Here is a 22,803-nt window from a genome sequence, read left to right on the forward strand (position 1 = left end):
GGGGGTTTGTATTTGCAGGCGTGACCGCCCTCAGGATCACGCGAGGTGCGAGCGTAATCCCGCAGGCTTTGAAGGGGGTTTGTATTTGCAGGCGTGACCGCCCTCAGGATCACGCGAGGTGCGAGCGTAATCCCGCAGGCTTTGAAGGGGTTTGTATTTGCAGGCGTAACTGCCCTCAGGATCACGCGAGGTACGAGCGTAATCCTGTGATTGTAATGGATTGTTGGCAAAGCAGGGTTTGTATTTGCAGGCGTGATTGCCCTCAGGATCACGCGAGGTACGAGCGTAATCCTAAAATTTCAATCTGGACCAAAAGGATTAACTAAAGTACAATTAAACAACCCGTGTTGTACTGGGATTTCAGTTTGGATTGTGTCAAGAATAGACCATAGCCTAAATGAGATATGTATCGGGATTCCTTAGGAATGTGAGTTTTTCTATCTTAGTCAGCAACAAAGGCTAAATATGGTTAATCGAACAGCGCTGTTAATTTTAATGGTTTTGATAACGTTTTCTAGTTGTAAAAACAGAAAACAAAAATCATGGGAAGAATTAGAATATGACTCGGTAACACTGCCAGAAATTTCTATTGTAATTGAGGGAGATTTTTATCACGATTTTCAACATAGCCCTACAATATTTAAGTTTTCAGGGGATAAATTAGAAATGCTTATTTACAGAAGCGAAATTGATGATTACGAAAAACAAACACTTAAACTAATAGAGGAAAGTTTTCTTGAAGATGGTTATGACTATCGAAGAACCATTTACCGAACGGATTCTGAATATTATCCAATACTGAAACTAAGAGAGAGCAAAGAAAATATGAATGTTCATTATTTAGAAGGTATACCTCCCAATAACACCATGACTACCATTGGTATAAGTGAAAATACATTTGAACAAATTGGCATTCTTGGATACGCGACAATGTCAGAGGATTCCTTCGATTCCTTAATCAATGAAGCCATGAATAAGGGGCAATAACTTTAAAGAAGTAGACTAGAATCTTGTCCTGTAAATAAGAATACAAAACTCAATGGTAAAAGCCAATCCAAGCCATTCGAGTATTCCCCACCAACCAAGACTACGACCATCAAAGTACATAAGTATTGGAATTCCAAAGTAAACCAAATAACGAAACCACCTAAAAATACTTCTTCCTTTACTGTGAATCATGCTACCCCGAATTGCTGTCAATAAATTTATCAGCGCTTTAATCGAAATTTAATGACGCCTATAAATATTGTGCATTCAGCTGCTTATAGTATGATTATTTAGTTTCTTATAACCCCCCCCCTGAAAAGGTCTTGGGTTTCTGGCACATCAGAAATTGTAAGGGACAGCCTTTCAGTTGAAAGGTCAATATCCGTAAAATTGAATCCTGTGATATAGTAGTTTTGACCTTGATAATCGATTTCAGTCCTGAACTCTAAGGAATAATCATTGGGTCTTTCGATGAATTCAAACTCATATGTTTGTGCATTTTCCAAATCATGGTTGAATGTTACTTCAATCAAATAACTTGTTGCTGTCGTAGATTGAGTTGTGAAAAGAACATTTTGAATATCGACAAAATCGTAAGTTGCGGAATCAAGTTCCCAAAGACCGTCTACATTCGGTAATATAACTTCCTGACTAGTTTCTTCCTCTACAATTTCTGGACTATCGTCAGAAGAGCATGAGAACAATAAAAATGACCAAAAACAAATAAATAATAACTTCTTCATGAGTAAATATTGGTTGAATTAAAATCGACTATTAAATAAGTTGCTATAACTTCAACGATATTATTCTCATTTATTGTTTTCGTTTAATTTGGCAATCCCTTGAAACAAATATTAGTCATATTAAAGTCATATATTGAAATGAAATTATCTATTATCAATAGATATAATCATTTTATTACTGCTTTGGGAGCAGAAGGTCGCAGATTGGAATTCAGCTGCCGCGACGAAGGGGATTCCCCACCCCCAAGATCACACGAAGCACGCCCGTAGTCCTGAAGGTATTTCTTTAAAGGGTTGAGTGGTAAGGCCGGGGATTTCTTATTTTAACCCTATCAAAACGGCCTGAACCCCATTTTATGAAATTCCCGAAGTTCCTCTTTCTTCTGGCACTCCCCATACTGCTCTCGTGTAAAAATACCAAACCGGCAACGCCTACCGGCTACCAGGGCCAGGGCCCAACGCCCATAGTGTCTACCCGTACCAAACCTGTTCAGCGCCAGTGGCGCGGGGTGTGGGCGTTTCAGGACAGTACGGTTTTCTTCAGCAATACCTTCGACGGGGCCCGGTTAAACGGGGTGGCACATGACGGAGGAGATCAATATACGCTGTGGATTACGGCAGAGAACACACCCATAAATCCTAGCCCCTGGTACGGGTTTCAAGTTTGGAGTTCCATCCCGAGAGAACTGAAACTCCGCTTTACCTATGACGGTAGCAGAAGCCGGTATTACCCAAAAATCAGCCGGGATGGCATTTATTTTAAGGGGCTGGACAGCACCCGTTACCGGATCATTAACCCCGGGGAGGGTGATTTTGGTATTAAGGCGGCACCGGAAGAGATTGAAATTACGGTTGCCGTAGATGCACAGCCTACCTGGATTACCGCGCAGGAGTTATATACTTCCGCTGCCGTCAAAACCTGGGTCGATTCCCTTTCCCAGTACCCATTCATTTCCAATTACGACATCGGCAAAAGCCGGGAGGGCCGTCCGATGAACCTCATGGAAGTTAACGGCGGCCATTCCAAAAAAGCCCTGATGATCATTTCACGCCAGCACCCCCCGGAAGTAACCGGGTTTCTCGCCATGAAATCCTTTATGGAGACCCTTTCCGGGGATTCTCCGCAGGCCAAGGCCTTCCGGGAGGAATTCACCATTTTTAATGTACCCCTGATGAATCCGGATGGCGTGGACAACGGGCACTGGCGGCATAATTTGGGGGGCATAGACCTGAATCGCGACTGGCAGGAATTCAATCAGCCCGAAACGCGGGCCGTGCGCGATTTCCTGAAGCAGAAAAGTGAAGAGGGCTACGAATTTGTTTTCGGGGCCGATTTTCACTCCACCTGGGACGACATTTATTACCCCATAGACACCCTCGTTACAGGAGATAAGGGAAAAATAGTTTTCGATTGGATCAAAGGCATCACAGATCGCCTGCCTCAGAAAAAAACCAATATCAGTACCACCGACAAGATAACCCCGACCATGGTTTCCAGAAACCATTTCTATGTCAATTACGGTATGCCGGCCATTGTATTTGAACTGGGCGACAATACCCCCAGGGATTTCCTCCGGGAAAAGGGCCGGGTGGCAGCCGAGGAACTGATGCGGTTACTCATGAAATAGGCTGGTGGTTTTAAGTCCGTTGATCAGAAGTTTGTTTAACCCGATAAATGCAGTTCTTGTTCATCGTAAAGGGTAACTTCAGCAAGGAGAGAAGAAAGGCCATAGGTTTCATTTTGGGCCTGGGCCTGGGGATTTCCGCGGCAGCTCAGGAAATTCAGGCCGATATTCAACCGGATGCCATTTCTTTTACGGAAGGAAAAACCCCGGTATTGACCTATCAGGTGGCCGAAAAATCCATTTCCGGTACCTACGGCCGTGCCAATTACATCCATCCGCTCCATGCGATGGATGGCACCGTAATCACCGAGGACTTCCCTGCGGATCATTTGCACCATAGGGGTATTTTCTGGGCCTGGCACCAGGTGTATGTGGGGGATAAACGCATAGGGGACGGTTGGGAGATCAGGGATTTTTCCTGGGAGGTAGACACCGTGCAAGTGCTTCAACAACCGGGAAAGGCCAGAACCCTGCGTACGGAGGTATTGTGGAAATCGCCGGGTTGGGTGGATGGCAAGGGTAACCCCGTACCCCTGGTAAAGGAGAACACCACCATTATCGTTTATCCTGCCGAAGCCTCGGGAAGAAGCATCGATCTGGAAATTGCGTTGACCGCCCTTGTCGAGGACTTACGCATAGGCGGTTCCGAGGACGAAAAAGGCTATGGCGGCTTTTCTGCCCGGATTCGGTTGGCCGGAAATATGGTATTTACCGGCCCAAAGGGGAACGTGGAACCCGATAACCTCCCGGTCCTGGCCGGGGGGTGGTTGGATATTTCCGGCCCCATGGGTCAAGGCGGGGCTGTGGCCGGCCTTACGGTGCTTAGCCACCCAGGCAATCCCGGTTATCCCAACCCCTGGATATTAAGGGCATCACAAAGCATGCAGAATGCGGTTTATCCGTATCCCGGCGCGAAGGCGGTACCTTTACCCGCCTCAAAACCCCTGGTTTTGCGGTACCGGTTATGGATCCATAACGGTCATGTCAATCCGGATGCCATCGACCGTATCCATACCGAATATCGTCAATTGGAGTAGGTGTTACCCCGGTTGTCACATCCCCCGGAAAAGCGGGATGGCCGGGGGAGCAAATCGGGGCTGCAGCCGGCAACCCGGGTACAAAGGTGCCAGAGGGAAACGAAATAAGCGCACCAGGAACCCCCGGCGCGCTTATACTGCCAATTCAAATAACAGGGCTGACGCTTACATATACTCCGTCAGAAACCTGAAAAATTCCTTTTTAAAACCGGAATAAATTTCCCGTTCGGTTTCCATTTTTTCGCGGGTGGCCACATGGGCCTTGACCATGCAGAAATCCATGGTTTCCGGGGTGCCGTTCCGGCTTTGCCCGGCAATGCGGGCCTCGTGTTTTTCGGTGTCCTCCAGCAGGTCCAGGATACGGATCTCGTGCAGGCGAATTTCGTTCTGGTAGTGCTCCAGTTTTTTCAGGAAGTCGCGGTCGGAATGCCTGGTGATCACATCGGCCAGGCGGTTGGAGAAGGTCTGGAGTTCGTCCTGCCAAAAGCGGAGTTCGGCCATCCAGCTCAGGTGCTCAAAATGCAGGTCGGAATTTTGGATTACGGGTGTTAACATGGGATAGTTTTTAGGGTTACACGATGTCCCAAAGGCCCGCAGAGGCCCATGGCAGGTTAAATTATTCCACCTTTAAGGGAAATACAATGACAAGCGTCACCTTGCCCAAAAGAAGACGGCCATAAAAAATGCAGTATCTTTTCGCTCTTAAAAAAACAAAACTATGACCATCCCCCGTGCCTTCCTGCCCTTAGCGTTGGGCCTGTTTACCCTTTTGCTGGCGTGTTCCTGCGGCCAGGAGCAATCCGGGGCTGCGGACCAGGATTCCAGCCTGCCTGTTGCAGTAGATCCCATTGCCTTTACTTTGGAACAGGCTCAAATCCTAAGCGAATTGCCATTGGCCTGCGTAGGCCAGGAATATCCCAATAAATTGGGGCAGACCCTTGGCAGTGCAGAAGACCTGGGCGAACCTACAGCCCTGCACCCCGCTTTTTACGGCTGTTTTGACTGGCATTCGGCCGTACACGGGCATTGGTCCCTGGTACGTCTGCTTAAAACCTTCCCGGATATGGAAAAGGCGGCCCAGGCCCGGGAATTGCTGGCCCGGCATTTGTCCGAGGATAATATTGCCCGGGAAGTGGCCTACTTCCAGGGGGAACACGCCAAAGGGTACGAACGCACCTATGGCTGGGCCTGGCTGCTGAAGCTGGCCGAGGAACTCCACACCTGGAACGACCCCCTGGCCCGGGCCCTGGAGGCCAACCTGCAACCGCTTACCGCCCATATCTCCAATGCCTTTGTGGCCTACCTGCCCAAATTGCAATACCCGGTACGGGTAGGGACGCACACCAATACGGCCTTTGGCCTTGCCCTGGCCTGGGACTATGCGCAGACCTTGGGTGATGCCCGCCTGAAAGAAGCCATCCGGGAGCGTGCCCTGGCCTTTTATGGTGCGGATGCCCAATGCCCTCTGGGATGGGAGCCCAGCGGGGCGGATTTCCTGTCGCCCTGCCTTGAGGAGATGGATCTGATGCGCCGCGTCCTGGACCCGGAAGCATTTATGGCCTGGTCAGCCGCCTTCCTCCCCGGGTTGCTGCAGCCGGGTTTCTCCTGGGAACCGGCCCGGGTAGGGGACCGGTCGGATGGGCAGCTGGTACACCTGGACGGGCTGAATTTTAGCAGGGCCTGGGTCTTCTACGGCCTGGCCAACCAGTACCCCGAAACCTTCGGGCACCTGCGTGCGCTGGCCCATGAACACATGGCGTATTCCTTCCCCAACCTGGTGGGGGACCAGTATGAGGGCGGGCACTGGCTGGGCACCTTTGCCCTGTATGCCCTCGAAACCCGGGAAGCCCCTAATCCCTGAACCGCCTTAAATGCGGGCCGATGGAGAAATGCTGAAATGAATGCAGGCCCCTGGGATTTGCGTTTTACCTTTGCCCCCGAAAATGATCTGGTTTAGCCCGAAATGAGCGCATCTACCGACCCATATGCTGCCCTCCGCTTCCCGGAATTCAATATTTTCCTGGGGGTTCGCTTTGCCATGGTGCTGGCCTGGTCCATGCAGTTTATCCTGATCGAATGGTTTGTGTATTCCCTGACCAAAGATCCGCTTTCCCTGGGCCTGATCGGGCTTATGGAAGTGATCCCCTCGGTGGGGATGGCCCTCTTTGCAGGCCACATTGTAGACCAGCGGGAAAAACGCAACCTGTTGCTGGCCTGTATCCTGGCCTTTTCCATCCTGAGCCTGGGCCTGTTTGTGCTGAGCCTCCCGGAATTCGGCAGCTATCTTTCCCGGAGCCAATTGTTAACGGGCATCTACAGCCTGGTCTTCCTGGGCGGGTTGGTGCGCGCTTTTATCGGCCCCACCATCTTTTCCCTGATTGCCCTGATCGTACCCAAGCGCATTTACCCCAATGCCGCTACCTGGAGCAGCAGTACCTGGCAGCTGGCTTCCGTTCTGGGGCCGGCCCTTGCGGGCTTCTCCATTGGCTGGATCGGGGTGCACTGGTCGCTCTGCGGCATCTTCGGGTTTTCGGCCCTGGCCTTCCTGCTGCTCTTGCGCATCGGGCGTAAACCCATCCTGAACCCCAAGCTGGGGGAGCCTGTATTTCAAAGCCTGAAGGACGGGCTGCAGTTTGTTTGGCGCACCAAATCCATCCTGGGTGCCCTTACCCTGGATATGGTGGCTGTCCTCTTTGGGGGGGCGGTAGCCCTGTTGCCGGTATATGCCCAGGATATTTTGCAGGTAGGGTCCGAAGGCTTTGGCATCCTGCGGGCCGCCCCGGCCGTAGGGGCCTCCATTACTATGCTGGGCTCCACGCGTTTCCCGTTGCACCGCCATGCCGGCCGAAAGCTGTTATGGGCGGTATTCGCCTTTGGGATCTGTATCCTGGTCTTTGGGGTTTCCACCTCCTTCTGGATTTCCGCCATTGCCCTTTTCCTGAGCGGGGCGGTAGACGGAGTCTCCATGATCATCCGCCAGACCATCCTGCAACTCAAAACCCCTGACCATATGCGGGGCAGGGTTGCCTCTGTGAATTCCATCTTTGTGGGCTCTTCCAACGAACTGGGAGCCTTCGAAAGCGGCCTGGCGGCCCGCCTGATCGGCACCGTGCCTGCCGTGGTCTTTGGCGGGGTAATGACCCTGCTCACCGTGGGGGCCACGGCCTGGATCTCGCCCCGTTTCCGCCGCCTGGACCTTTCCGACGAGGTGGAGTTAAGTGCACGCGAAGGGTAGCCCCCGGTAATTTACCGGGCCCTGAGGATCACCCGGCGGTAACGGGTCATGGGGTGTTCTGCCGCATCGGTTACGGCCACAACAAGGTGCAGTTCCTGCCCACTTTCCATATTTTCAGGGACGAGTAATTGCAGTTCTTCCCGGGCGGCGTACTCCAGGTTAAGAACCCCGGGGTAGGAGTCCACCTCGGCGTACTGCCACCACTGGTATTCCAGGGTATCCCCGTCCGGGTCCTCGGCTACTGCCTTTAAGGTCAGGGCTTCTCCAGGTAAAACTTCCAGGGTTTCCGGATGGGCCAAACCTACGAGCGGGGCGTGGTTGGCCTCCGCAAAGGGCTTTACGCACCAGTCTGCCCGGGCGGCAAAATCCTCCTGTATGGCCGGTACCCACCGCGTTTGGGGAAAGGTAGCGTCCAGGGTGTCCGTAAAGGGGTTGAAATCCCGGGCCCCTTCCCCGTCTTCCCATCGGTTGGGCAGGGAGTCCGAGGGCACCAGGCGCCCGCCCCATCCTCCGTACTGCGGATGTTCCAGGTTTCCAAGGCCCACGTCCACCAGGTGGAGGTAGGCCGGGCTGTCGCCTTCGGAAATAAAATCGTAGGGTTCAAATGGCCCCCAGCTTTGCCCAAGCCGCCCCAGATTAAAGCTATCCAGGGCTACCCCGTGAAGGTGCTCCGGATCCCCGGCCTGCTGCTGCCCATCCCCATAGCTGTAATATTGCGCCAGCAGGGGGCCGTGGCCCTGAATCAGGTGTTCCCGCATAAAGCCGCCTTCCAGGTAGGGGTGCCAGGGTTCCGGCACGGCCCGTTTCCACGGATAGGCAAAACACCAGAACTGGTTGGCGTTGTAAAAGACTTTTAAATCCGGCCAGTTCGGGGCAATATATTCCCGGTAGGTGGCATCCTGGTCCAGGATGGCGTACAGGATGGCTTTCGCGCAGACTTTGGAATAGACCGCCTCCCAGCCTGCTGTACCCCCGTACTCCTCTTCAATGGATTTCAGGGCGCGGGCAATGGTATTGGTGCCGCCCCACACCTGCAGGTAGATGGGTTCGGGGTCTTCGTCCAGCAATTTGGCCTTAATCCAGTCGGAGCCCTCCGTGTCCCGGGCCATGCTGCCTTCAAAATCGATGTTGCCCACGCGAACCATGGCCTTCAGGCTATCGGGATGGGGGTAGGATGGGCTGTGCAGGCGCAGGTTGGGATACACCCGGGCATAGGCCAGCAGCAGGGTGTCCATCCAGGTGGTGCCTGGCCAGCGCAGTTCGGTGCGCTCCCCGTAAATTTCCCGGGTCATGGCCATTTTGGAGGTGAAAGGGGTACCTTTCCCGTCTCCTTTGTAGTGCCACATGGAACTGCTGTAGACCAGGCCCTCCAGGCGGAATTCATTGGCGTAGAGCAGCATCCGGATAAAGGAGTCCACGTCGTCGATTTCCCCATCAGTAGTGACAATAGTCCTGGGGCCTGTCGGTTGCACGTAAGCGGTTTGAGCCGTGGTGTCTCCGGCTCCGGATTCCCCGCAACCCAGGGTAAGCATTCCCAGAGACAGGACAAGCAACAAGAAATTGGCGCGTAAAGTCATAGGGGTTACTGGTATTTTTCCGGGTCCAGGTTAAAGAACCGTACGGCGTTGTTAAAAAAGATATCCCGCTTCTGCTCCTCGGAAAGGTAGTTGGCATTTTCAATGACCCCGATGGAGGTCTCCAGCAGTTTGGGCCAAACCATAAAATCCGTGCCGTAGAGGATACGCTTGCCAAACCCCGCCTGCACCAGGCGTTTCAGGTAAGCGTGGATTTCTTCGAGGGGATAGCTCCAGATAAAACCTGCCAGGTCTACATACACATAGGCATTGGCCCCCATCAGGGCAATCATCTGGTCAATCATGGGATAACCCGCATGCATCACCCAGATCTTGAGTTTGGGGTGGCGGGCCAGCACGTCCTCCAGTAAAAAAGGCTGCCCCAGGGAAGCCCGGTATTTTGGGTTGCTGATGTTGATCATGCCATTGCCACCGGTGCCCATATGGATTCCCACCGGGATGCCCAGTTCTTCAGCCACAGCAAAATAGGCGTCCAGGGTCATATCGCTGGGGGACATGCCCTGGTATTGGGGGGCTACCTCGCCCATGACCTTGTAAAAACCATTTTCCAGGGAGTCCCGAAAGGCCTCTACGGACATTTGTTCGGCGCTGCTCAGGCTCAGGGAGGGGATAATGCGGTCTGGGGCAGCCGCGTGCCATTTGTGCAGAATTTCCGCGTCTCCGCTGGCCACCAGCAGCATATTCAGACGTTCTGCCGTGGCGAGTAATTTCTCCTGCATGTCCGCATCCGAGGCGGCGGGTTGCAGGGGGTCTACGCAATCCAGGTTAATAAAGGACGGTGCAGGTTGGTTTGGCCCGCTGCCGGGCATACTACTCAGGAACCACGGGCACATGGGAGCTGCAAAATTAGGGTTCATTTTCATGGCGTGTACGTGCACGTCTATGATAGGCGGGCGTTTGGCGTTATCCTGGGCGCAGGCGGGCAGGGCCCAAATTAACGCCAATGCGATAAGGGTTCCGGCTGTTTTGGGGATTACGGAGAAGGTTTTCATGAATCAAAGGGTTAGGTTAGCAAACGAATCAGGGTTATTAAATTACGGGATTCGGGGGAATGCCGGGTACTCCCCTCCTGATTTTATCGGTTCGATGCCTTCCAGGCCTTGTATATTTTGGCCCAATTGCGGAACTTTCAGGCTAATGACATTCCTATGACCTGCCGCCATTCCTTTGCTTCAAGCGTTTTAGTCTCCAGTCTGCTTACCCTTTTTCTGGCCTGCCATAACCCGGCAGACCTGGTGGAAGAAAAAGGAAACCTCCAGGCATTTACTCCCCCTCAGGTCCAGTTGCGGGACGGCCCATTTCGCCATGCCCGGAAGCTGGACGAACAGACCGTACTGGGATATGAGACGGACCGCCTGCTTTCCCGCTTCCGCACCCAGGCGGGGTTGGAACCCAAGGCGCCTCCCTATGGTGGCTGGGAAGGGGAGTCCCTGGCCGGGCATACCCTGGGTCATTACCTTACAGCCTGTAACCTGTTGGGATCCAGTACAGGGAACCCTGAATTTCGCAGGCGTTCGGATTATATCGTATCGGAGCTGGCGGCCTGCCAGCAGGCTGGCGGCGATGGCTACCTGGGGGCTTTTGACCAGGGGAAGGAGATATTCGAAACCGAGATTGCCCAGGGGGATATCCGCTCGCAAGGGTTTGACCTGAATGGGATTTGGGCCCCTTTTTACACCCACCATAAGGTGCTGGCCGGCTTGCGCGACGCTTACCGCATTGGAGGCAATGCACAGGCCCTTGAGGTAGCCCGGGCCTTTGCGGACTGGATTGAAAAGGTGCTTGCTGGCCTGGATGATGAACAAATGCAGGAGGTTTTGCATTGTGAACACGGGGGGATGAGTGAGGTGCTGGTAGACCTGTACACGGATACGGGGGAACCCCGGTACCTGGAGTTGGCGGGCCGATTTTACCATAAGGCGGTGCTGGACCCCCTGGTGGCGGGCCGGGATTCCCTCTCCGGGTTGCACGGCAATACCCAGTTCCCCAAACTCATTGGCCTGGCCAAACGGTTCCAGGCCACGGGCGATTCCCTGGATTATCGGGCTGCTTCTTTTTTCTGGGACCGGGTGGTAAACCACCACAGCTACGTAACGGGGGGCAACACCAACCACGAGTATTTTGGACAGCCGGACCAGCTCAGTATGCGGCTGGGCCCCCAAACCACCGAAACCTGCAATGTCTACAACATGCTGAAGCTCACGGACCTGCTCTTCCGCCTGCATCCCACCCCCGAAGCCCTGGACTATTACGAACGGGCCCAGTTGAACCACATCCTGGCTTCCCAGCATCCGCAGACCGGGGAGGTTACCTACTTCCTGTCCCTGGCACAGGGGGGGCGCAAGGCCTTCCAGGATCCGTTTTCGTTTACCTGTTGTGTGGGGTCCGGGATGGAAAACCATGCCCGTTACCCCCAGGCAGCCTATTACCACCGCGGGGATGCCTTATGGGTAGCCCAGTTTATTGCTTCGGAGGTGCATTGGGAAGCAAAGGGGGTGCGCCTGACCCAGGAAACCCGTTTCCCCGAAACCCAGGGTACGACCCTGCGGGTTGCCCTGGAAACCCCTGTAAATTTTTCACTTAAGTTGCGCCGACCTGCCTGGACGGATTCCGGCATGCGCCTATTATTAAACGGGGAGGAGGTTACTGCGACTGAAGATGGCAATGGCTTCCTGAGCCTGGACCGAACCTGGCAGGACGGCGACCGGGTGGACGTGGAAATGCCGTTTCACCTCCGGCTGGAAGCCATGCCCGATAACCCCAACCGCCTGGCGGTTTGTTATGGCCCCCTGGTGCTTGCCGGCAACCTGGGCCCCCTGGAGGATGGCCCGGCCGAACGCCCGGATCTTATGCCCATCCTGATCCGGGAAGACCAGGCCCCCGAAAGCTGGCTGGAGCCTGCGGGCGCCCCCAACACCTTTCGGTTCCGGGAAGGCGTGGCCGACACCGTTATTACCCTGAATCCCCTGTACACCTTGTATGACCAATTTTACACCGTGTACTGGGACCTGTATACCCCCGGGCAATGGGCGGCCTGGCAGGAGGAACTGCAGGAGGAAAAAGAAGCGTATATGCAGTTGGTTCGGAACACCTACGATTTTTTCCAGCCCGGGGAAATGCAGCCGGAGCGCGATCACAACTACCAGGGCGAAGACACCTATGTTGTGGAAATGAAAGGGCGGAAAGCCCGGCAGGCTGAACGGGGCGGATGGTTTTCCTTTCAAATGGACATTCCCCCGGATGGGCCGGCAGCCCTGGTTTTCGAATACTGGGGGGGCTATACGGGCAGTAAGACCTTCGACATTGTAGTGGACGGGCAGGTGGTGGCCACAGAGAACATCAGCGGGATCCGGGATGGCGCCTTCCTGACCCGCAGCTATCCCCTCCCACCCGGACTCACCCGGGGCAAAACCCGGGTGGAAATCCGGATTTCGCCCCATACCGGGCACCGGGGCGGCCCCGTTTTCGGGGTGCGAACCCTGCGTGCCGGCCATGGCAATACAGCGCCCTAAAGTCCGGCCAAAAGCCGTAACTTGAAGGCTGGAACCACAACCTGTCAACCCGATTGAAATGAACCGATTTAACCGCATAGCCGCCCTTATGATGTTCTTTGCCGCAACCGGCCTGCTGGCCCAGAACCCCAACGCCTTTCCCGTACAGGTGATGACCGGAAAAGGCCTCATCGAAGGCCAGTACGATACCCATACCGGGATACAGACCTATTTTGGCGTCCCCTTTGCCAAACCGCCCGTGGGCGAACGCCGCTGGAAGGCCCCAGAGCCCATGGATGCCTGGTCCGGGGTGAAAGCGGCCAAGGCCTTTGGCCCGCGCCCCATGCAGACCATGGTATTTGGCGACATGAAATCCCGGTCCCAAGGGGTGAGCGAGGATTGCCTGTACCTGAACGTATGGAGCCCCGCCACCCGCGAAAATCAAAACCTTCCTGTTCTCTTGTATTTCTACGGTGGGGGCAATGTAGCGGGAGATGCCTCAGAGTACCGGTACGATGGGGAAAGTATGGCTAAAAAAGGCATTGTGGTGGTTACGGCAAACTACCGCCTGAACGTGTTCGGATACCTGGCACACCCGGAACTTTCTGCAGAAACGCCCTATGGGGGTTCAGGCAACTACGGGGCTATGGACCAGGTGGCCGCCCTGCAATGGGTAAGGGATAACATTGCGGCTTTTGGGGGCAACCCGGAGCAGATCACCATTGCGGGCGAATCTGCAGGTTCTATAGGCGTAAGTACGCTTATGGCTTCCCCTCTGTCGCGGGAGATGCTGGCCGGCGCCATAGGGGAAAGCGGGGCCTCCATTAACCCGACCATGGCCCCCGTGCCGTTGGAAGAGGCCGAGGCCCAGGGCAAAGCTTTTCTGGATGGGGCAGGCATTCCCTCCATCTCAGCCTTGCGGAAGCTTCCCACCCGCGATATCTATGAAATCTATAATGCATCCAGGCGGTTTGGTTTCCCGCTGGTGGTAGACGGGCATTTCCTGCCGGCCACCCTCCCTGAAATCTTCGGAAAGGGCCAGCAGGCCCAGGTTCCGTTGCTGCTGGGCTGGAATTCGGCCGAAATCCCGGGCATGGCCTTTATGCAGGGCCAACCGTATACCCCGGAGGCCTTTAAGGCCAAGGTGAAGGAAACCTATCCGAAGCGGCATACGGAAGTGCTGGCGCTCTATCCCCATGCCAACGCCCGGGAGGTAGAATTGTCTGCCACAGCCCTGGCCTCGGACCGGTTTATTGTGTACAGCACCTGGAAATGGTTCGACTTACACCGCAAAAACAGCGATCAACCCGTCTATCGCTACCTGTACAGCAAATTGCGGCCGCCGCTAAAGGATGCCAACCTCAGGCCCGGCCTGGCCGGGGGCACCGTGGAGGCCAGCGGGGATGCGCCCCCGCCTCCGCAGGCGGTTGGAGCCCCCCATGCCTGTGAAATTGAATATTGCATGGGTAACCTCCACCTGGTGGATGACTATGCCTGGACCCCGGAAGATTTTAAGGTGTCCGAAACCATGCAGGCCTATTTTGCCGCCTTTATCCGCGGTGGAAATCCCAATGCGGAAGGCTTGCCCCAATGGGATGCAGCCGGTGCAAAGGACAAGACCCCCCCGGTTATGGTGATCGACACCGAAAGCCGGCAGGTGCAGGCGCCTGCAGATGCGCGCTTTACCTTCCACGACCGGGTATATCAGGACTAAAAACTGCGGTATGTCAGCCTCCCGTTCCCTGATTGCCAGACCCGTAACGGGGGCACTTGCGGTCCTATTCCTGTTCGGATTCATGATGTTGGCCTGCCAGCGGGCGGAACAGCCCCGGTTATTGCAAGGCAGCATGGAGACCCGGGTATCCGAAACCCTGGATTACTACCTGTATTTCCCCCCGGATTACGACCCGTCAGGTGTGCCTTCCGGCCTCTTGCTTTTCCTGCATGGGGGAGGGGAGTCCGGGCAGGACCTGGAACAGCTGAAAGCTTATGGCCCGCCTAAAAGGCTGCTGGAAGGGCCGGACCTTCCTTTTATGGTGCTGGCACCCCAGCACCCTCACACGCGGCAGTGGTGGAATACCCGGGCCATTAAGGAATTGCTTGACCATATTGTGGCCCGGTACCATGTGGATCCTTCCCGGATTTACCTGAGCGGCCTGAGCCGGGGGGCAACCGCCTGCTGGGAAATGGCCGTGCATTACCCGGATACCTTTGCGGCCATGGCTGTGGTCTGCGGAATGACCCCCGTACCCTATGCATCCTGGATGGATCCGGAGCTGCCGGTATGGGTTTTTCACGGCATGGAGGATCCCATAATCCCGTATTCGGAATCGAAGGAAATGGTGGAAGCCCTGCAGGCTATGGGCCGGCCCGCCCGCCTGACGGGCTATGAAGGGGTGGGCCACAACGCCTGGGACCGCGCCTACGCCACTGATACCCTGTATACCTGGCTGGCTGCCCAGCGACGCAGCCCCACGCCTGCAGAGTAACCCCTGGCTGCGCGGCATTCCTTTGTATCTTTGAGGCCATGAAACCACTTACCAGTCTACATAAAATCGTATTGTTTGCCCTGGCCCTTGGCGGGCTTTGGGGATGCCAGGAGGGCCCCAGGGGCAATGCCCTGGCAAATGAAACCAGCCCATACCTGCTGCAGCATGCAGGCAACCCGGTGCACTGGCAGCCCTATAGCGAAGGCATTTGGGAAATGGCGCGGGAAGAAGACAAACTGGTGCTCATAAGCATCGGATATTCGTCCTGCCACTGGTGCCATGTGATGGAAGAGGAGACCTTTGAGGACGATAGTGTGGCCCGGCTCATGAATGATCGCTTCATAAGCGTAAAGGTAGACCGGGAGGAACGCCCGGATGTGGACCAGGTTTACATGACTGCCGTGCAACTGATGACCGGGCAGGGGGGATGGCCGCTAAATGTGTTGGTGCTTCCCAATGGGAAGCCCCTATACGGGGGCACCTACCACACCCGCAAGCAGTGGATGGAAGTCCTTTCCGAAATGGACCGCCTGTACCGGGAAAACCCGGCACGGGCCCGGGAGTATGCAGATAAAGTGGCCCAGGGGGTGTCCCAGGCCAACCGGTTGGGCGCGGCTGCGGATGCCCGCCCCGTACAACCCGCCGAGGTAGCCGGTGCCATGCGGGGCTGGAAAGCCCAATGGGATTTGCAGTGGGGCGGTAACCAGGGGGAACAGAAATTTATGATGCCGGCCCAGTTGCAGTTCCTGATGGATTATGCGTATCTGGCCCGGGATACGGCTGCGGATGCCCATGTTCAAAAAACCTTGACACGCATGGCCCTGGGTGGCGTTTACGACCAGGTGGGCGGCGGCTTTTACCGCTACAGTACCGACGCCCAGTGGCGGATCCCGCACTTTGAGAAGATGCTCTATGACAATGCCCAGCTCCTGGAGCTATATGCCCGTGCCTACAAGCGCTATAAGGACCCGGCCTACCGGGAAACCGCCGAAGGGATTTTTACCTTCCTGCAGCGCGAAATGAAAGCCCTGGAAGGCGGGTATTTCGGGGCCATGGATGCGGACAGTGAAGGGGAGGAGGGGAAGTATTACCTGTGGACCCTCCCGGAACTGCAGTCTATACTAGGCGATGGTTACCCCGTGTTTGCCCGGTATTACGACCTGCGGCCGGAAGTGGCCTGGGAGGGTCGCTATGTGCTGTCGCGCACCCAGCCGGACATGGCCTTTGCTGAAGCCGAAAGCCTTCGGCCGGACAGCCTGCAGGCCCTGAAGGCCTCCTGGCAAACCGCCTTGCTGCAGGCCCGGGAAAAACGGGTAGCCCCTGGAATCGACCAGAAAATCCTAACCTCCTGGAACGCCTTGCTGGTGAAGGGGATGGTGGAAGCCTATGAGGCCTTTGAAGTGCCGGAATACCTGCAGGCGGCCAGGGATCTGTACGGGGAACTTAGCACTTTACAGGTGGCCCGGGGTACGCTGCGGCATACTTCCATTGGCGGCATTGCGGGGGAAGAAGGCTTCCTGGAGGATTATGCCCAGCTGGCCGATGCCGGCTTCCGGCTGTACCAGGCCACCGGGGAATCCGAGTACCTGCAACAGGCAGAATCCTGGATGGAAGAAGCCCTGGAGCGCTTTGAGGCGGACCCGGATACAGGCATGTTCCGCTACACCCAGGGGGAGGAGCTTATGGCGGAGATTTACCGGACGGACGACGGGGTAATCCCCTCGGCCAATTCCGTACTGGCCGGGATGTTTCTAAAGCTGGGGCATTTTTATTTCCGGGAAACGCTCTTGGAACGCAGCCAGGGTATGGTACTGGCCCTGCGTGAACGCTTCCGGCAGGCACCCATGCACTATTGCGGATGGGGCCGGCTGATGCTGGCCTACGCCTACCCGTATTTTGAGGTGGCTACAGTAGGTCCCGAAGCCAGGGCCTTGCATCAGGCTTTTAGCCGGGAATTTACGCCAAATACTATGCGCGTATTCAGCGCTGCAGAGAGCAACCTGCCCCTTTATGCCAACCGGTATGACACCGATGGTACCTTTATCTACGTGTGCCGGGACCACAGCTGCCGCCTGCCCGTGCCCACCGCGAAGGAGGCCCTGGGTCAGATCGATGAAGACCTGTTTATACAACCTGAGGGCTAGGCCCCGGGTTCCACTCGGCGGGTAGGGTTGCCCGCCCCGTCAAAGAATTGCACGGATTTCATTTCCGGGCTCAGGATCAGCATGCGCTGGGACTGGCTGTTGAAGCCGCTGCCCCAGTACCATTCCCGTACCTCGGTTTTTCCCTCCTGGTATTCGATGGTAGCCCGTACTTCCCCGGGCTGCACCTGCAGGATTCTTGCCGTCCCCTGCTCGTAGGCCTTCAGGTAGTCGTTGTTCTGGGAGGCTACCCAAAGCAGCTTGCTGTCGGCCGTTTGCAGGCCCACCAGGGCCTTGGCATCCCCTGGCAGGTAAAACCCGGAGGTTTCGTTGGATACGGGGCGGAAATCGCCGGATTCCGTCCCCAGCAGCAACAGGCCCATAAAGGCGTCCGCTCGGCCCTGTTGTACCTCCATGCCGTAGTCATTCCCCGCCAGCAGGATATCCGGGTGGGTATCCCCGTTAAAATCGCTTACCACAATCCCGTATACCGGGGCCAACTGCGCCGCCACGGGCAGGGCATGCCGCTTGAATTTGCCGTTGCCCAGGTTTTCGATCCAACTGGTTTGCTGGGTGTTGAACTCCAGGACCAGGGCATCGTCCAGCAATCCGTCTGCGAACATTTCCGGCAGGGTGGAAGCCCCGAATTCCCCAAAGGAGTTAAAACGCTTCCGGATCCCCGAAAACTGTTTCACCACGTCCTGCCAGGGGTGGTAGAGATATTCCCTGCGCGTACCCAGGCTATCCCGGAGGTAATAGGAGATCAGGGGGTCGATCATCCCGTTGTCGTCCAGGTCTTTGGCATACATGCGAATGGGCTCTTCCGGCGTACCCCGGAAATAGATATTGGTCCCGGAGTTCCCGGCCACGTAGTCCATATCCCCGTCCTGATCCAGGTCGGCGGCTGCCAGGCTGTTCCACCAGCCCTTATCGCCGGCCAGGCCGGTACGGTCGGAGATTTCCACCAGGGTGCCCTCCCGGTTCTCGAAAAAGCGCAACGGGCTCCATTCGGCGGCCAGGATCAGGTCCGGCCAGGAATCCCCGTTAAAATCGGTCCACAGGGCGTCGCTGATCATCCCGGCCCGTTCCAGTTCGGGATGAGTAGCTGCAGTCACGTCCGTAAAGGCAACCTTCCCGTTACCGCTGTCATTGCGCAACAGGTAACTGCGGTCTGCCATGGGGTAGGCAAAGGGAAGTACCCGGCTGCCTACAAAGAGGTCCAGGTCTCCGTCCCGGTCGTAATCCGCCGCCTTTACCACGGAGGTATTGGCCCGGATGGCCGGCAAGGCTTCTGTTACCGAACTGAATTGCCCGGCGCCGTCGTTCAGCAGCAGGACATCCCGATAGCGTTCGTCCCCCGGTTCGTATTGCCCGGAGCCCCGCCCCAGGTAGAGGTCCGGGTCTCCGTCCCCGTCTGCATCGAACAATAGTGCTGCGGTATCTTCCTCTTCCAGGTCCGCATGGGTCTTATACCGGACTTCGGAGGCGGTAAATTGCCCCTGGGCATCCTGCAGCAGCCAGGTTTCCGGGAAATTCCGGCTTCCCGGTACAAACAGGTCTGTGAGGCCATCCCCGTTGACGTCCTCAGCCGCCAGGGCCGGGCCATACTGGGAGAATTTGTGCGGCAGGGTCCGCTGGAAATTAAAGTCGATAAAATCGATATCCCGGATGCGGTGTTCCAGGCCCCTGGCGTCAGTAGCTTCCACCAGCAGGGTACGGGTACTGCCGGAACCCCTTTGCGCCTCGGCGGCATCGGCGTAGTCCAAGTCCAGGGTCTGGTCCCATTGGGGCTGGATCACAGTTTGTTTCCGGCCGTCTGGCCATACTACTTCCAGGGAGTCAGCCGGGCTGCTTCCCAGGCCAAAGTGCAGGGCGCCTTCCGGTTTGGAGAGGTATCCCCGCCCGGAGAGGACCCGAGTCCGTTGCACGGCCCCGCCCCGATAGAGGGAAACCATGCTGCCATAGCCGGCGGGATTGTTTACAGGCCCGTGGAGGCGCGCCCGGAGGAAATGGTTTTGCGGATGCAACTCCCGTTCCCGGTTTTCGAGCAGCAGGGCCGGTTCGTTCAGGTTGTTGATCACCAGGTCCAGGTCCCCGTCCTGGTCCAGGTCTCCGTAGGCGGCCCCATTGGAAAAGGTCCCGAAATTCAGCCCCCAGGCCTCGGTTACGTCCTCAAATTGCAGATTCCCCGCATTGCGGAAGGCGAAATTGGGAATCTTGATCTCCGGGATGGCGGCAATGAGTTCTTCCTTGCTGACCAGGCGGCTGGCCGTAATGCGGAAATCCCCAAAATCCCGGTCCGTTACGTCCTTGGGGAAGCCATTGGTGATAAGCAGGTCCTGCAGGCCATCGTTGTCGAAATCCGCAAAAAGAGGCGCCCAGCTCCAGTCTGTCTCCTGTATCCCGGCAAACATCCCCGTTTCCGAATAGACGGGCAGGCCGGTTTCCGGGTCCGTGCCGTTGGCGATCTGCAGGGTGTTGCGGGCGTACTGGTATTCGTAATCGAAGGTGCGGGTAAAGATTTCCTTGTTGTAGCTGCTGGGGCCCTGGAACAATTTCTTGCGTTTGTTGTAGTAGGGTTGCATTTCTGTGGTGAAGAGGTCCAGTTCCCCGTCGTTGTTTACATCGGCCAGGTCGCTGCCCATGGACGAGAGACTGAAATGCTTGAAGATTTCCCCTGCCCGGTTGGTATAGGTGCCGTCCTGGTTGTTGATATATACCAGGTCGTTGCTGAAAAAGTCGTTGGCCACGTAAATATCGGCCCAGCCATCCTTGTTGAAATCGTGGATCAGGGTGCTGTGGCTATAGCCGTGGAAGCGGATACCGGCGCTGTCCGAGACGTTGTGGAATACCGGGTGGCCCAGGGCTTCGTCCCAGCGATTTTCGTACAGGCGGTCCCGGCTCAGGGAGGTGCCGTCGTCCTGGTTGGGGCGGAATTCCGCCGGGTTGATGCCTTCAATCCGGTTTACGCCAATAAAGACATCCAGGTCCCCATCGTTGTCGAAGTCGAAGAACTGGGCGTGGGAAGAGTAGGTGTCGTCGTCCAGGCCGTAGGCAGCGGCCTGTTCCTCAAAATGAGGCATGCCCTCTGTATCTACCCCCTGGTGAATATACAGCAGGTTACGGCGGCTCAGGCTGTCGCGGTAGAAGGTGTTGCAGACATATACATCCGGCAGGCCGTCGCGGTTTACATCTACCAGGCTTACCCCGCTGGACCAGATCAGGGAGTCGGGTTTACCGATCCCGGAGGCTTCGGTGATATCCCGGAAGCGCAGCCCGCCCTGGTTCAGGTAGAGGGCATTGTTCACCTGGTTACCGGCCAGGAAAATGTCGTCCAGGCCGTCTGCGTTCAGGTCGCCCAGGGCCACCCCGCTGCCGTTGTAGACAAATTCGTTGTCCAGGATGTTGATGGAATCGTTCTCGTGCAACCGGTTTTCAAACCCGATCCCGCTCTGGTCCGCAGGGATGGAATGAAAGAGGTGGGTCGCTGCGGGGTCAGTGCCGCAGGCGGCCAGCCCCAACAGGAGTGTGCCGGCCAGCAGGCCGTAGACTAATCTCATATACCTTCGTTTGGTTAGGAAACATAAAAATGCAGGAATTCACGGGAACCGCAAAAAAAAAGGCCGCTGAAATAGCGGCCTTTAATGCTTCGTTAAACGGTGTTAACTTTTTGTTTAGTAACCCGGGTTTTGGGTCAGGACATCAGATCCCTGAATATCGATCTGAGCCTGAGGAATGGGTTGGTACTCATTCTTACCGGCCTGGAAGCTGGCTCCTCCAAACTTGGTTACCAGGTACTGGCTCTCATAGTTGAAGTAGCGGTTCAGCTCAGTGGCCGCTTCGCCCCAGCGAACCAGGTCGAAGAAGCGGTGTCCTTCGCCGGACAGCTCCAGTTTACGCTCAAAGCGAACGATATTGCGGGCGGTAGCCTGGTCGGCAAAATCCGCAGCGGCATACTCGCTGATCACATAGTTGGCAGCGTTAGCGTTGGCATCGTCGTACTCCTTCACCCAGTATTGCGGGTTGGCGGCGCGGGCGCGAACCTGGTTTACCAGGGCGCGTGCAGCCTCCAGGTTACCCAGTTCCACCTCGGCTTCAGCAGCCATAAGCAGTACATCGGCATAACGGATGATGGTGTAGTTCATCAGTGCGTAACCGCGGGTCCAGGAGCTGGCATCGGTCAGGCTGCCTTCCTGGGAACGGTAGTAGATGTACTTTTTGGGAGAATAGGGACCTGCGTAGGGGAAGCTCCGGATCCATGCAGAACCGGGGTGCTCGATCCAATCCAGGTAAGGAATGCCCTTACGGCCAATAGACCAGTCGATGCGGGGATCCAGGGGACCTGCATCTTCTGTGAAGGTGCCTTCATCCTGCCCGTCGGTGAAGACATGGCGGTAGATGTTGGCCACTTCGTTGGCCGGGTCACTGAAGGAACCGTCCAGCAGCGGCAGGCCCGCGTTGGTGGTCCGGAAGTGGTTGGCCATGTCAATACTCGGCTGGAAGAACCCGCAGCAGTTACCGGGACCGTCGGGGCCGGTGTTGTACGGGTAGTTCAGGTCATCAAAGTAGTTGGCGTTCTGGGTGCTACCTGTGTTATTGGCGGATTCCACATCAAATACCGCTTCGGCGTGGTTGTCGAATTCGGCGTTGAAGATATCCGGGTAGTTGTCCAGCAGCGCATAGGCTTCGCCGGAGGGGGTTACCCCATTGGCCATGGTGTCGTCAAACCACGTTTTGGCCTGGGAGAATTTCCCCTGGAACAGCATGGCCTTGCCCATGTAGGCAGCAGCAGCCCATTTGTTCACCCGCCCTGCGGAGGTAGTCTCCGGCAGGTTGTCGTAGGCGTACTGGAAATCCGCTTCAATAAGCGCCCAGGCATCGCCGTTGTTGGGTACGAGGATCACTTCTTCCGGCGGTACGGTTTCATCGAATACCGGAATGTTGTTGAAGTGCTTCTTCAGGTCAAAGTAGAAGTGACCGCGCAGCATACGGGCCTCCCCGGTAATCCGGGCAAAGTCCGCAGCGGTGAGCTGGTCCTGGATGGCAGTTGCTGTGGCAATCACCTTGTTGGCACGGGCTACCCCTTCGAAACGACCCCTCCAGAGGTTATTCAGGTCACCCTGGGTAGGATCGTGGTCAAAACGCTGTACCGGGTTGATGGAGGAGTAATCCCCGGCATCCGTACCCTTGTTGGCGTCGCCTCCAAGGATGGAACCGGTAACCCAGTGGTTCGGGCCCTCAAAACGGTTGCCGAATACCCCGTTCAGGGCGGCATAGGTACCGATCAGGAGGCCTTCAACCCCAGCTTTGGTCTGCAATTGAGCATCCCCCAGGGAGTTGGCCGGCGGCACTTCCAGGAAGTCGTCACTACAGGCACCCACCAGGAGTGCCCCTGCGGTTAATAGCGCAAATAATCTGTTTGTTTTCATAACTTTTTTTTCAAATATATTCAAAAAAACA

The 22,803-nt window shown here is 56.0% G+C and carries 15 protein-coding genes; 9 read left to right on the forward strand and 6 right to left on the reverse strand.

The window, feature by feature from the left end; translation table 11 throughout:
* The first annotated feature begins 465 nt into the window (after positions 1–465).
* Entirely contained in the window at positions 466–987 is a 522-nt protein-coding gene (locus OZ410_RS10110; RefSeq protein ID WP_277707839.1) for a hypothetical protein, read from the forward strand.
* Positions 988–1,277: 290 nt separating this feature from the next.
* On the opposite strand, the gene OZ410_RS10115 is transcribed toward OZ410_RS10110, so the two are convergent.
* Positions 1,278–1,730 carry a hypothetical protein gene (locus OZ410_RS10115; RefSeq protein WP_277707840.1) on the reverse strand — a complete coding sequence of 151 codons (453 nt, stop codon included), beginning with the start codon at positions 1,728–1,730 and terminating at the stop codon, positions 1,278–1,280.
* A gap of 356 nt (positions 1,731–2,086) precedes the next feature.
* On the opposite strand from OZ410_RS10115, the gene OZ410_RS10120 reads away from it, so the two are divergent.
* Complete coding sequence (locus OZ410_RS10120) at positions 2,087–3,358, forward strand: M14 family metallopeptidase (RefSeq protein ID WP_277707841.1); 1,272 nt, start codon at positions 2,087–2,089, stop codon at positions 3,356–3,358.
* 47 nt (positions 3,359–3,405) lie between these two features.
* A complete protein-coding gene (locus OZ410_RS10125; protein ID WP_277707842.1) occupies positions 3,406–4,392 on the forward strand; it encodes a DUF6807 domain-containing protein in 987 nt (328 codons plus the stop codon).
* 165 nt (positions 4,393–4,557) lie between these two features.
* Here OZ410_RS10125 and OZ410_RS10130 read toward each other — a convergent pair whose 3' ends face one another.
* Positions 4,558–4,947: a hypothetical protein gene (locus OZ410_RS10130; protein ID WP_277707843.1), complete on the reverse strand. Its 390-nt coding sequence runs from the start codon at positions 4,945–4,947 to the stop codon at positions 4,558–4,560.
* 163 nt (positions 4,948–5,110) lie between these two features.
* On the opposite strand from OZ410_RS10130, the gene OZ410_RS10135 reads away from it, so the two are divergent.
* Positions 5,111–6,253, forward strand: coding sequence for a DUF2891 domain-containing protein (locus tag OZ410_RS10135; protein ID WP_277707844.1), 1,143 nt, complete (start codon positions 5,111–5,113; stop codon positions 6,251–6,253).
* Positions 6,254–6,355: 102 nt separating this feature from the next.
* Positions 6,356–7,627 carry an MFS transporter gene (locus OZ410_RS10140; protein WP_277707845.1) on the forward strand — a complete coding sequence of 424 codons (1,272 nt, stop codon included), beginning with the start codon at positions 6,356–6,358 and terminating at the stop codon, positions 7,625–7,627.
* A gap of 11 nt (positions 7,628–7,638) precedes the next feature.
* On the opposite strand, the gene OZ410_RS10145 is transcribed toward OZ410_RS10140, so the two are convergent.
* Entirely contained in the window at positions 7,639–9,204 is a 1,566-nt protein-coding gene (locus OZ410_RS10145; protein ID WP_277707846.1) for a DUF1593 domain-containing protein, read from the reverse strand.
* Positions 9,205–9,209: 5 nt separating this feature from the next.
* Positions 9,210–10,214 carry an amidohydrolase family protein gene (locus tag OZ410_RS10150; protein ID WP_277707848.1) on the reverse strand — a complete coding sequence of 335 codons (1,005 nt, stop codon included), beginning with the start codon at positions 10,212–10,214 and terminating at the stop codon, positions 9,210–9,212.
* Between the two features lie 156 nt (positions 10,215–10,370).
* Here OZ410_RS10150 and OZ410_RS10155 point away from each other — a divergent pair, with 156 nt between their 5' ends.
* From OZ410_RS10155 to OZ410_RS10170, 4 genes are read left to right on the forward strand one after another with little or no spacing between them, the layout of a single operon-like run.
* Positions 10,371–12,734, forward strand: a complete 2,364-nt coding sequence (locus OZ410_RS10155) for a glycoside hydrolase family 127 protein (RefSeq protein ID WP_277707849.1) — start codon at positions 10,371–10,373, stop codon at positions 12,732–12,734.
* A gap of 58 nt (positions 12,735–12,792) precedes the next feature.
* Positions 12,793–14,427: a carboxylesterase/lipase family protein gene (locus tag OZ410_RS10160; protein WP_277707850.1), complete on the forward strand. Its 1,635-nt coding sequence runs from the start codon at positions 12,793–12,795 to the stop codon at positions 14,425–14,427.
* A 10-nt stretch (positions 14,428–14,437) separates the two neighbouring features.
* Complete coding sequence (locus tag OZ410_RS10165; RefSeq protein ID WP_277707851.1) at positions 14,438–15,202, forward strand: carboxylesterase family protein; 765 nt, start codon at positions 14,438–14,440, stop codon at positions 15,200–15,202.
* Between the two features lie 38 nt (positions 15,203–15,240).
* Positions 15,241–17,346, forward strand: a complete 2,106-nt coding sequence (locus OZ410_RS10170; RefSeq protein WP_277707852.1) for a thioredoxin domain-containing protein — start codon at positions 15,241–15,243, stop codon at positions 17,344–17,346.
* Here the strand turns inward: OZ410_RS10170 and OZ410_RS10175 are convergent.
* Positions 17,343–20,903: a VCBS repeat-containing protein gene (locus tag OZ410_RS10175; protein ID WP_277707853.1), complete on the reverse strand. Its 3,561-nt coding sequence runs from the start codon at positions 20,901–20,903 to the stop codon at positions 17,343–17,345. The two genes, OZ410_RS10170 and OZ410_RS10175, sit on opposite strands and share 4 nt — an antisense overlap.
* A 114-nt stretch (positions 20,904–21,017) precedes the next feature.
* A complete protein-coding gene (locus OZ410_RS10180) occupies positions 21,018–22,772 on the reverse strand; it encodes a RagB/SusD family nutrient uptake outer membrane protein (protein WP_277707854.1) in 1,755 nt (584 codons plus the stop codon).
* Between the last annotated feature and the right edge of the window lie 31 nt (positions 22,773–22,803).

It is taken from the genome of Robiginitalea aestuariiviva, assembly GCF_029537735.1.
Classification (GTDB): domain Bacteria; phylum Bacteroidota; class Bacteroidia; order Flavobacteriales; family Flavobacteriaceae; genus Robiginitalea; species Robiginitalea aestuariiviva.

Excerpts from the sequence above, each read along its gene's own strand:
- OZ410_RS10110 (WP_277707839.1), top strand. The coding sequence starts at position 466 with ATGGTTAATCGAACAGCGCTGTTAATTTTAATGGTTTTGATAACGTTT.
- OZ410_RS10115 (WP_277707840.1), bottom strand. The coding sequence starts at position 1,730 with ATGAAGAAGTTATTATTTATTTGTTTTTGGTCATTTTTATTGTTCTCA.
- OZ410_RS10120 (WP_277707841.1), top strand. The coding sequence starts at position 2,087 with ATGAAATTCCCGAAGTTCCTCTTTCTTCTGGCACTCCCCATACTGCTC.
- OZ410_RS10125 (WP_277707842.1), top strand. The coding sequence starts at position 3,406 with ATGCAGTTCTTGTTCATCGTAAAGGGTAACTTCAGCAAGGAGAGAAGA.
- OZ410_RS10130 (WP_277707843.1), bottom strand. The coding sequence starts at position 4,947 with ATGTTAACACCCGTAATCCAAAATTCCGACCTGCATTTTGAGCACCTG.
- OZ410_RS10135 (WP_277707844.1), top strand. The coding sequence starts at position 5,111 with ATGACCATCCCCCGTGCCTTCCTGCCCTTAGCGTTGGGCCTGTTTACC.
- OZ410_RS10140 (WP_277707845.1), top strand. The coding sequence starts at position 6,356 with ATGAGCGCATCTACCGACCCATATGCTGCCCTCCGCTTCCCGGAATTC.
- OZ410_RS10145 (WP_277707846.1), bottom strand. The coding sequence starts at position 9,204 with ATGACTTTACGCGCCAATTTCTTGTTGCTTGTCCTGTCTCTGGGAATG.
- OZ410_RS10150 (WP_277707848.1), bottom strand. The coding sequence starts at position 10,214 with ATGAAAACCTTCTCCGTAATCCCCAAAACAGCCGGAACCCTTATCGCA.
- OZ410_RS10155 (WP_277707849.1), top strand. The coding sequence starts at position 10,371 with ATGACCTGCCGCCATTCCTTTGCTTCAAGCGTTTTAGTCTCCAGTCTG.
- OZ410_RS10160 (WP_277707850.1), top strand. The coding sequence starts at position 12,793 with ATGAACCGATTTAACCGCATAGCCGCCCTTATGATGTTCTTTGCCGCA.
- OZ410_RS10165 (WP_277707851.1), top strand. The coding sequence starts at position 14,438 with ATGTCAGCCTCCCGTTCCCTGATTGCCAGACCCGTAACGGGGGCACTT.
- OZ410_RS10170 (WP_277707852.1), top strand. The coding sequence starts at position 15,241 with ATGAAACCACTTACCAGTCTACATAAAATCGTATTGTTTGCCCTGGCC.
- OZ410_RS10175 (WP_277707853.1), bottom strand. The coding sequence starts at position 20,903 with ATGAGATTAGTCTACGGCCTGCTGGCCGGCACACTCCTGTTGGGGCTG.
- OZ410_RS10180 (WP_277707854.1), bottom strand. The coding sequence starts at position 22,772 with ATGAAAACAAACAGATTATTTGCGCTATTAACCGCAGGGGCACTCCTG.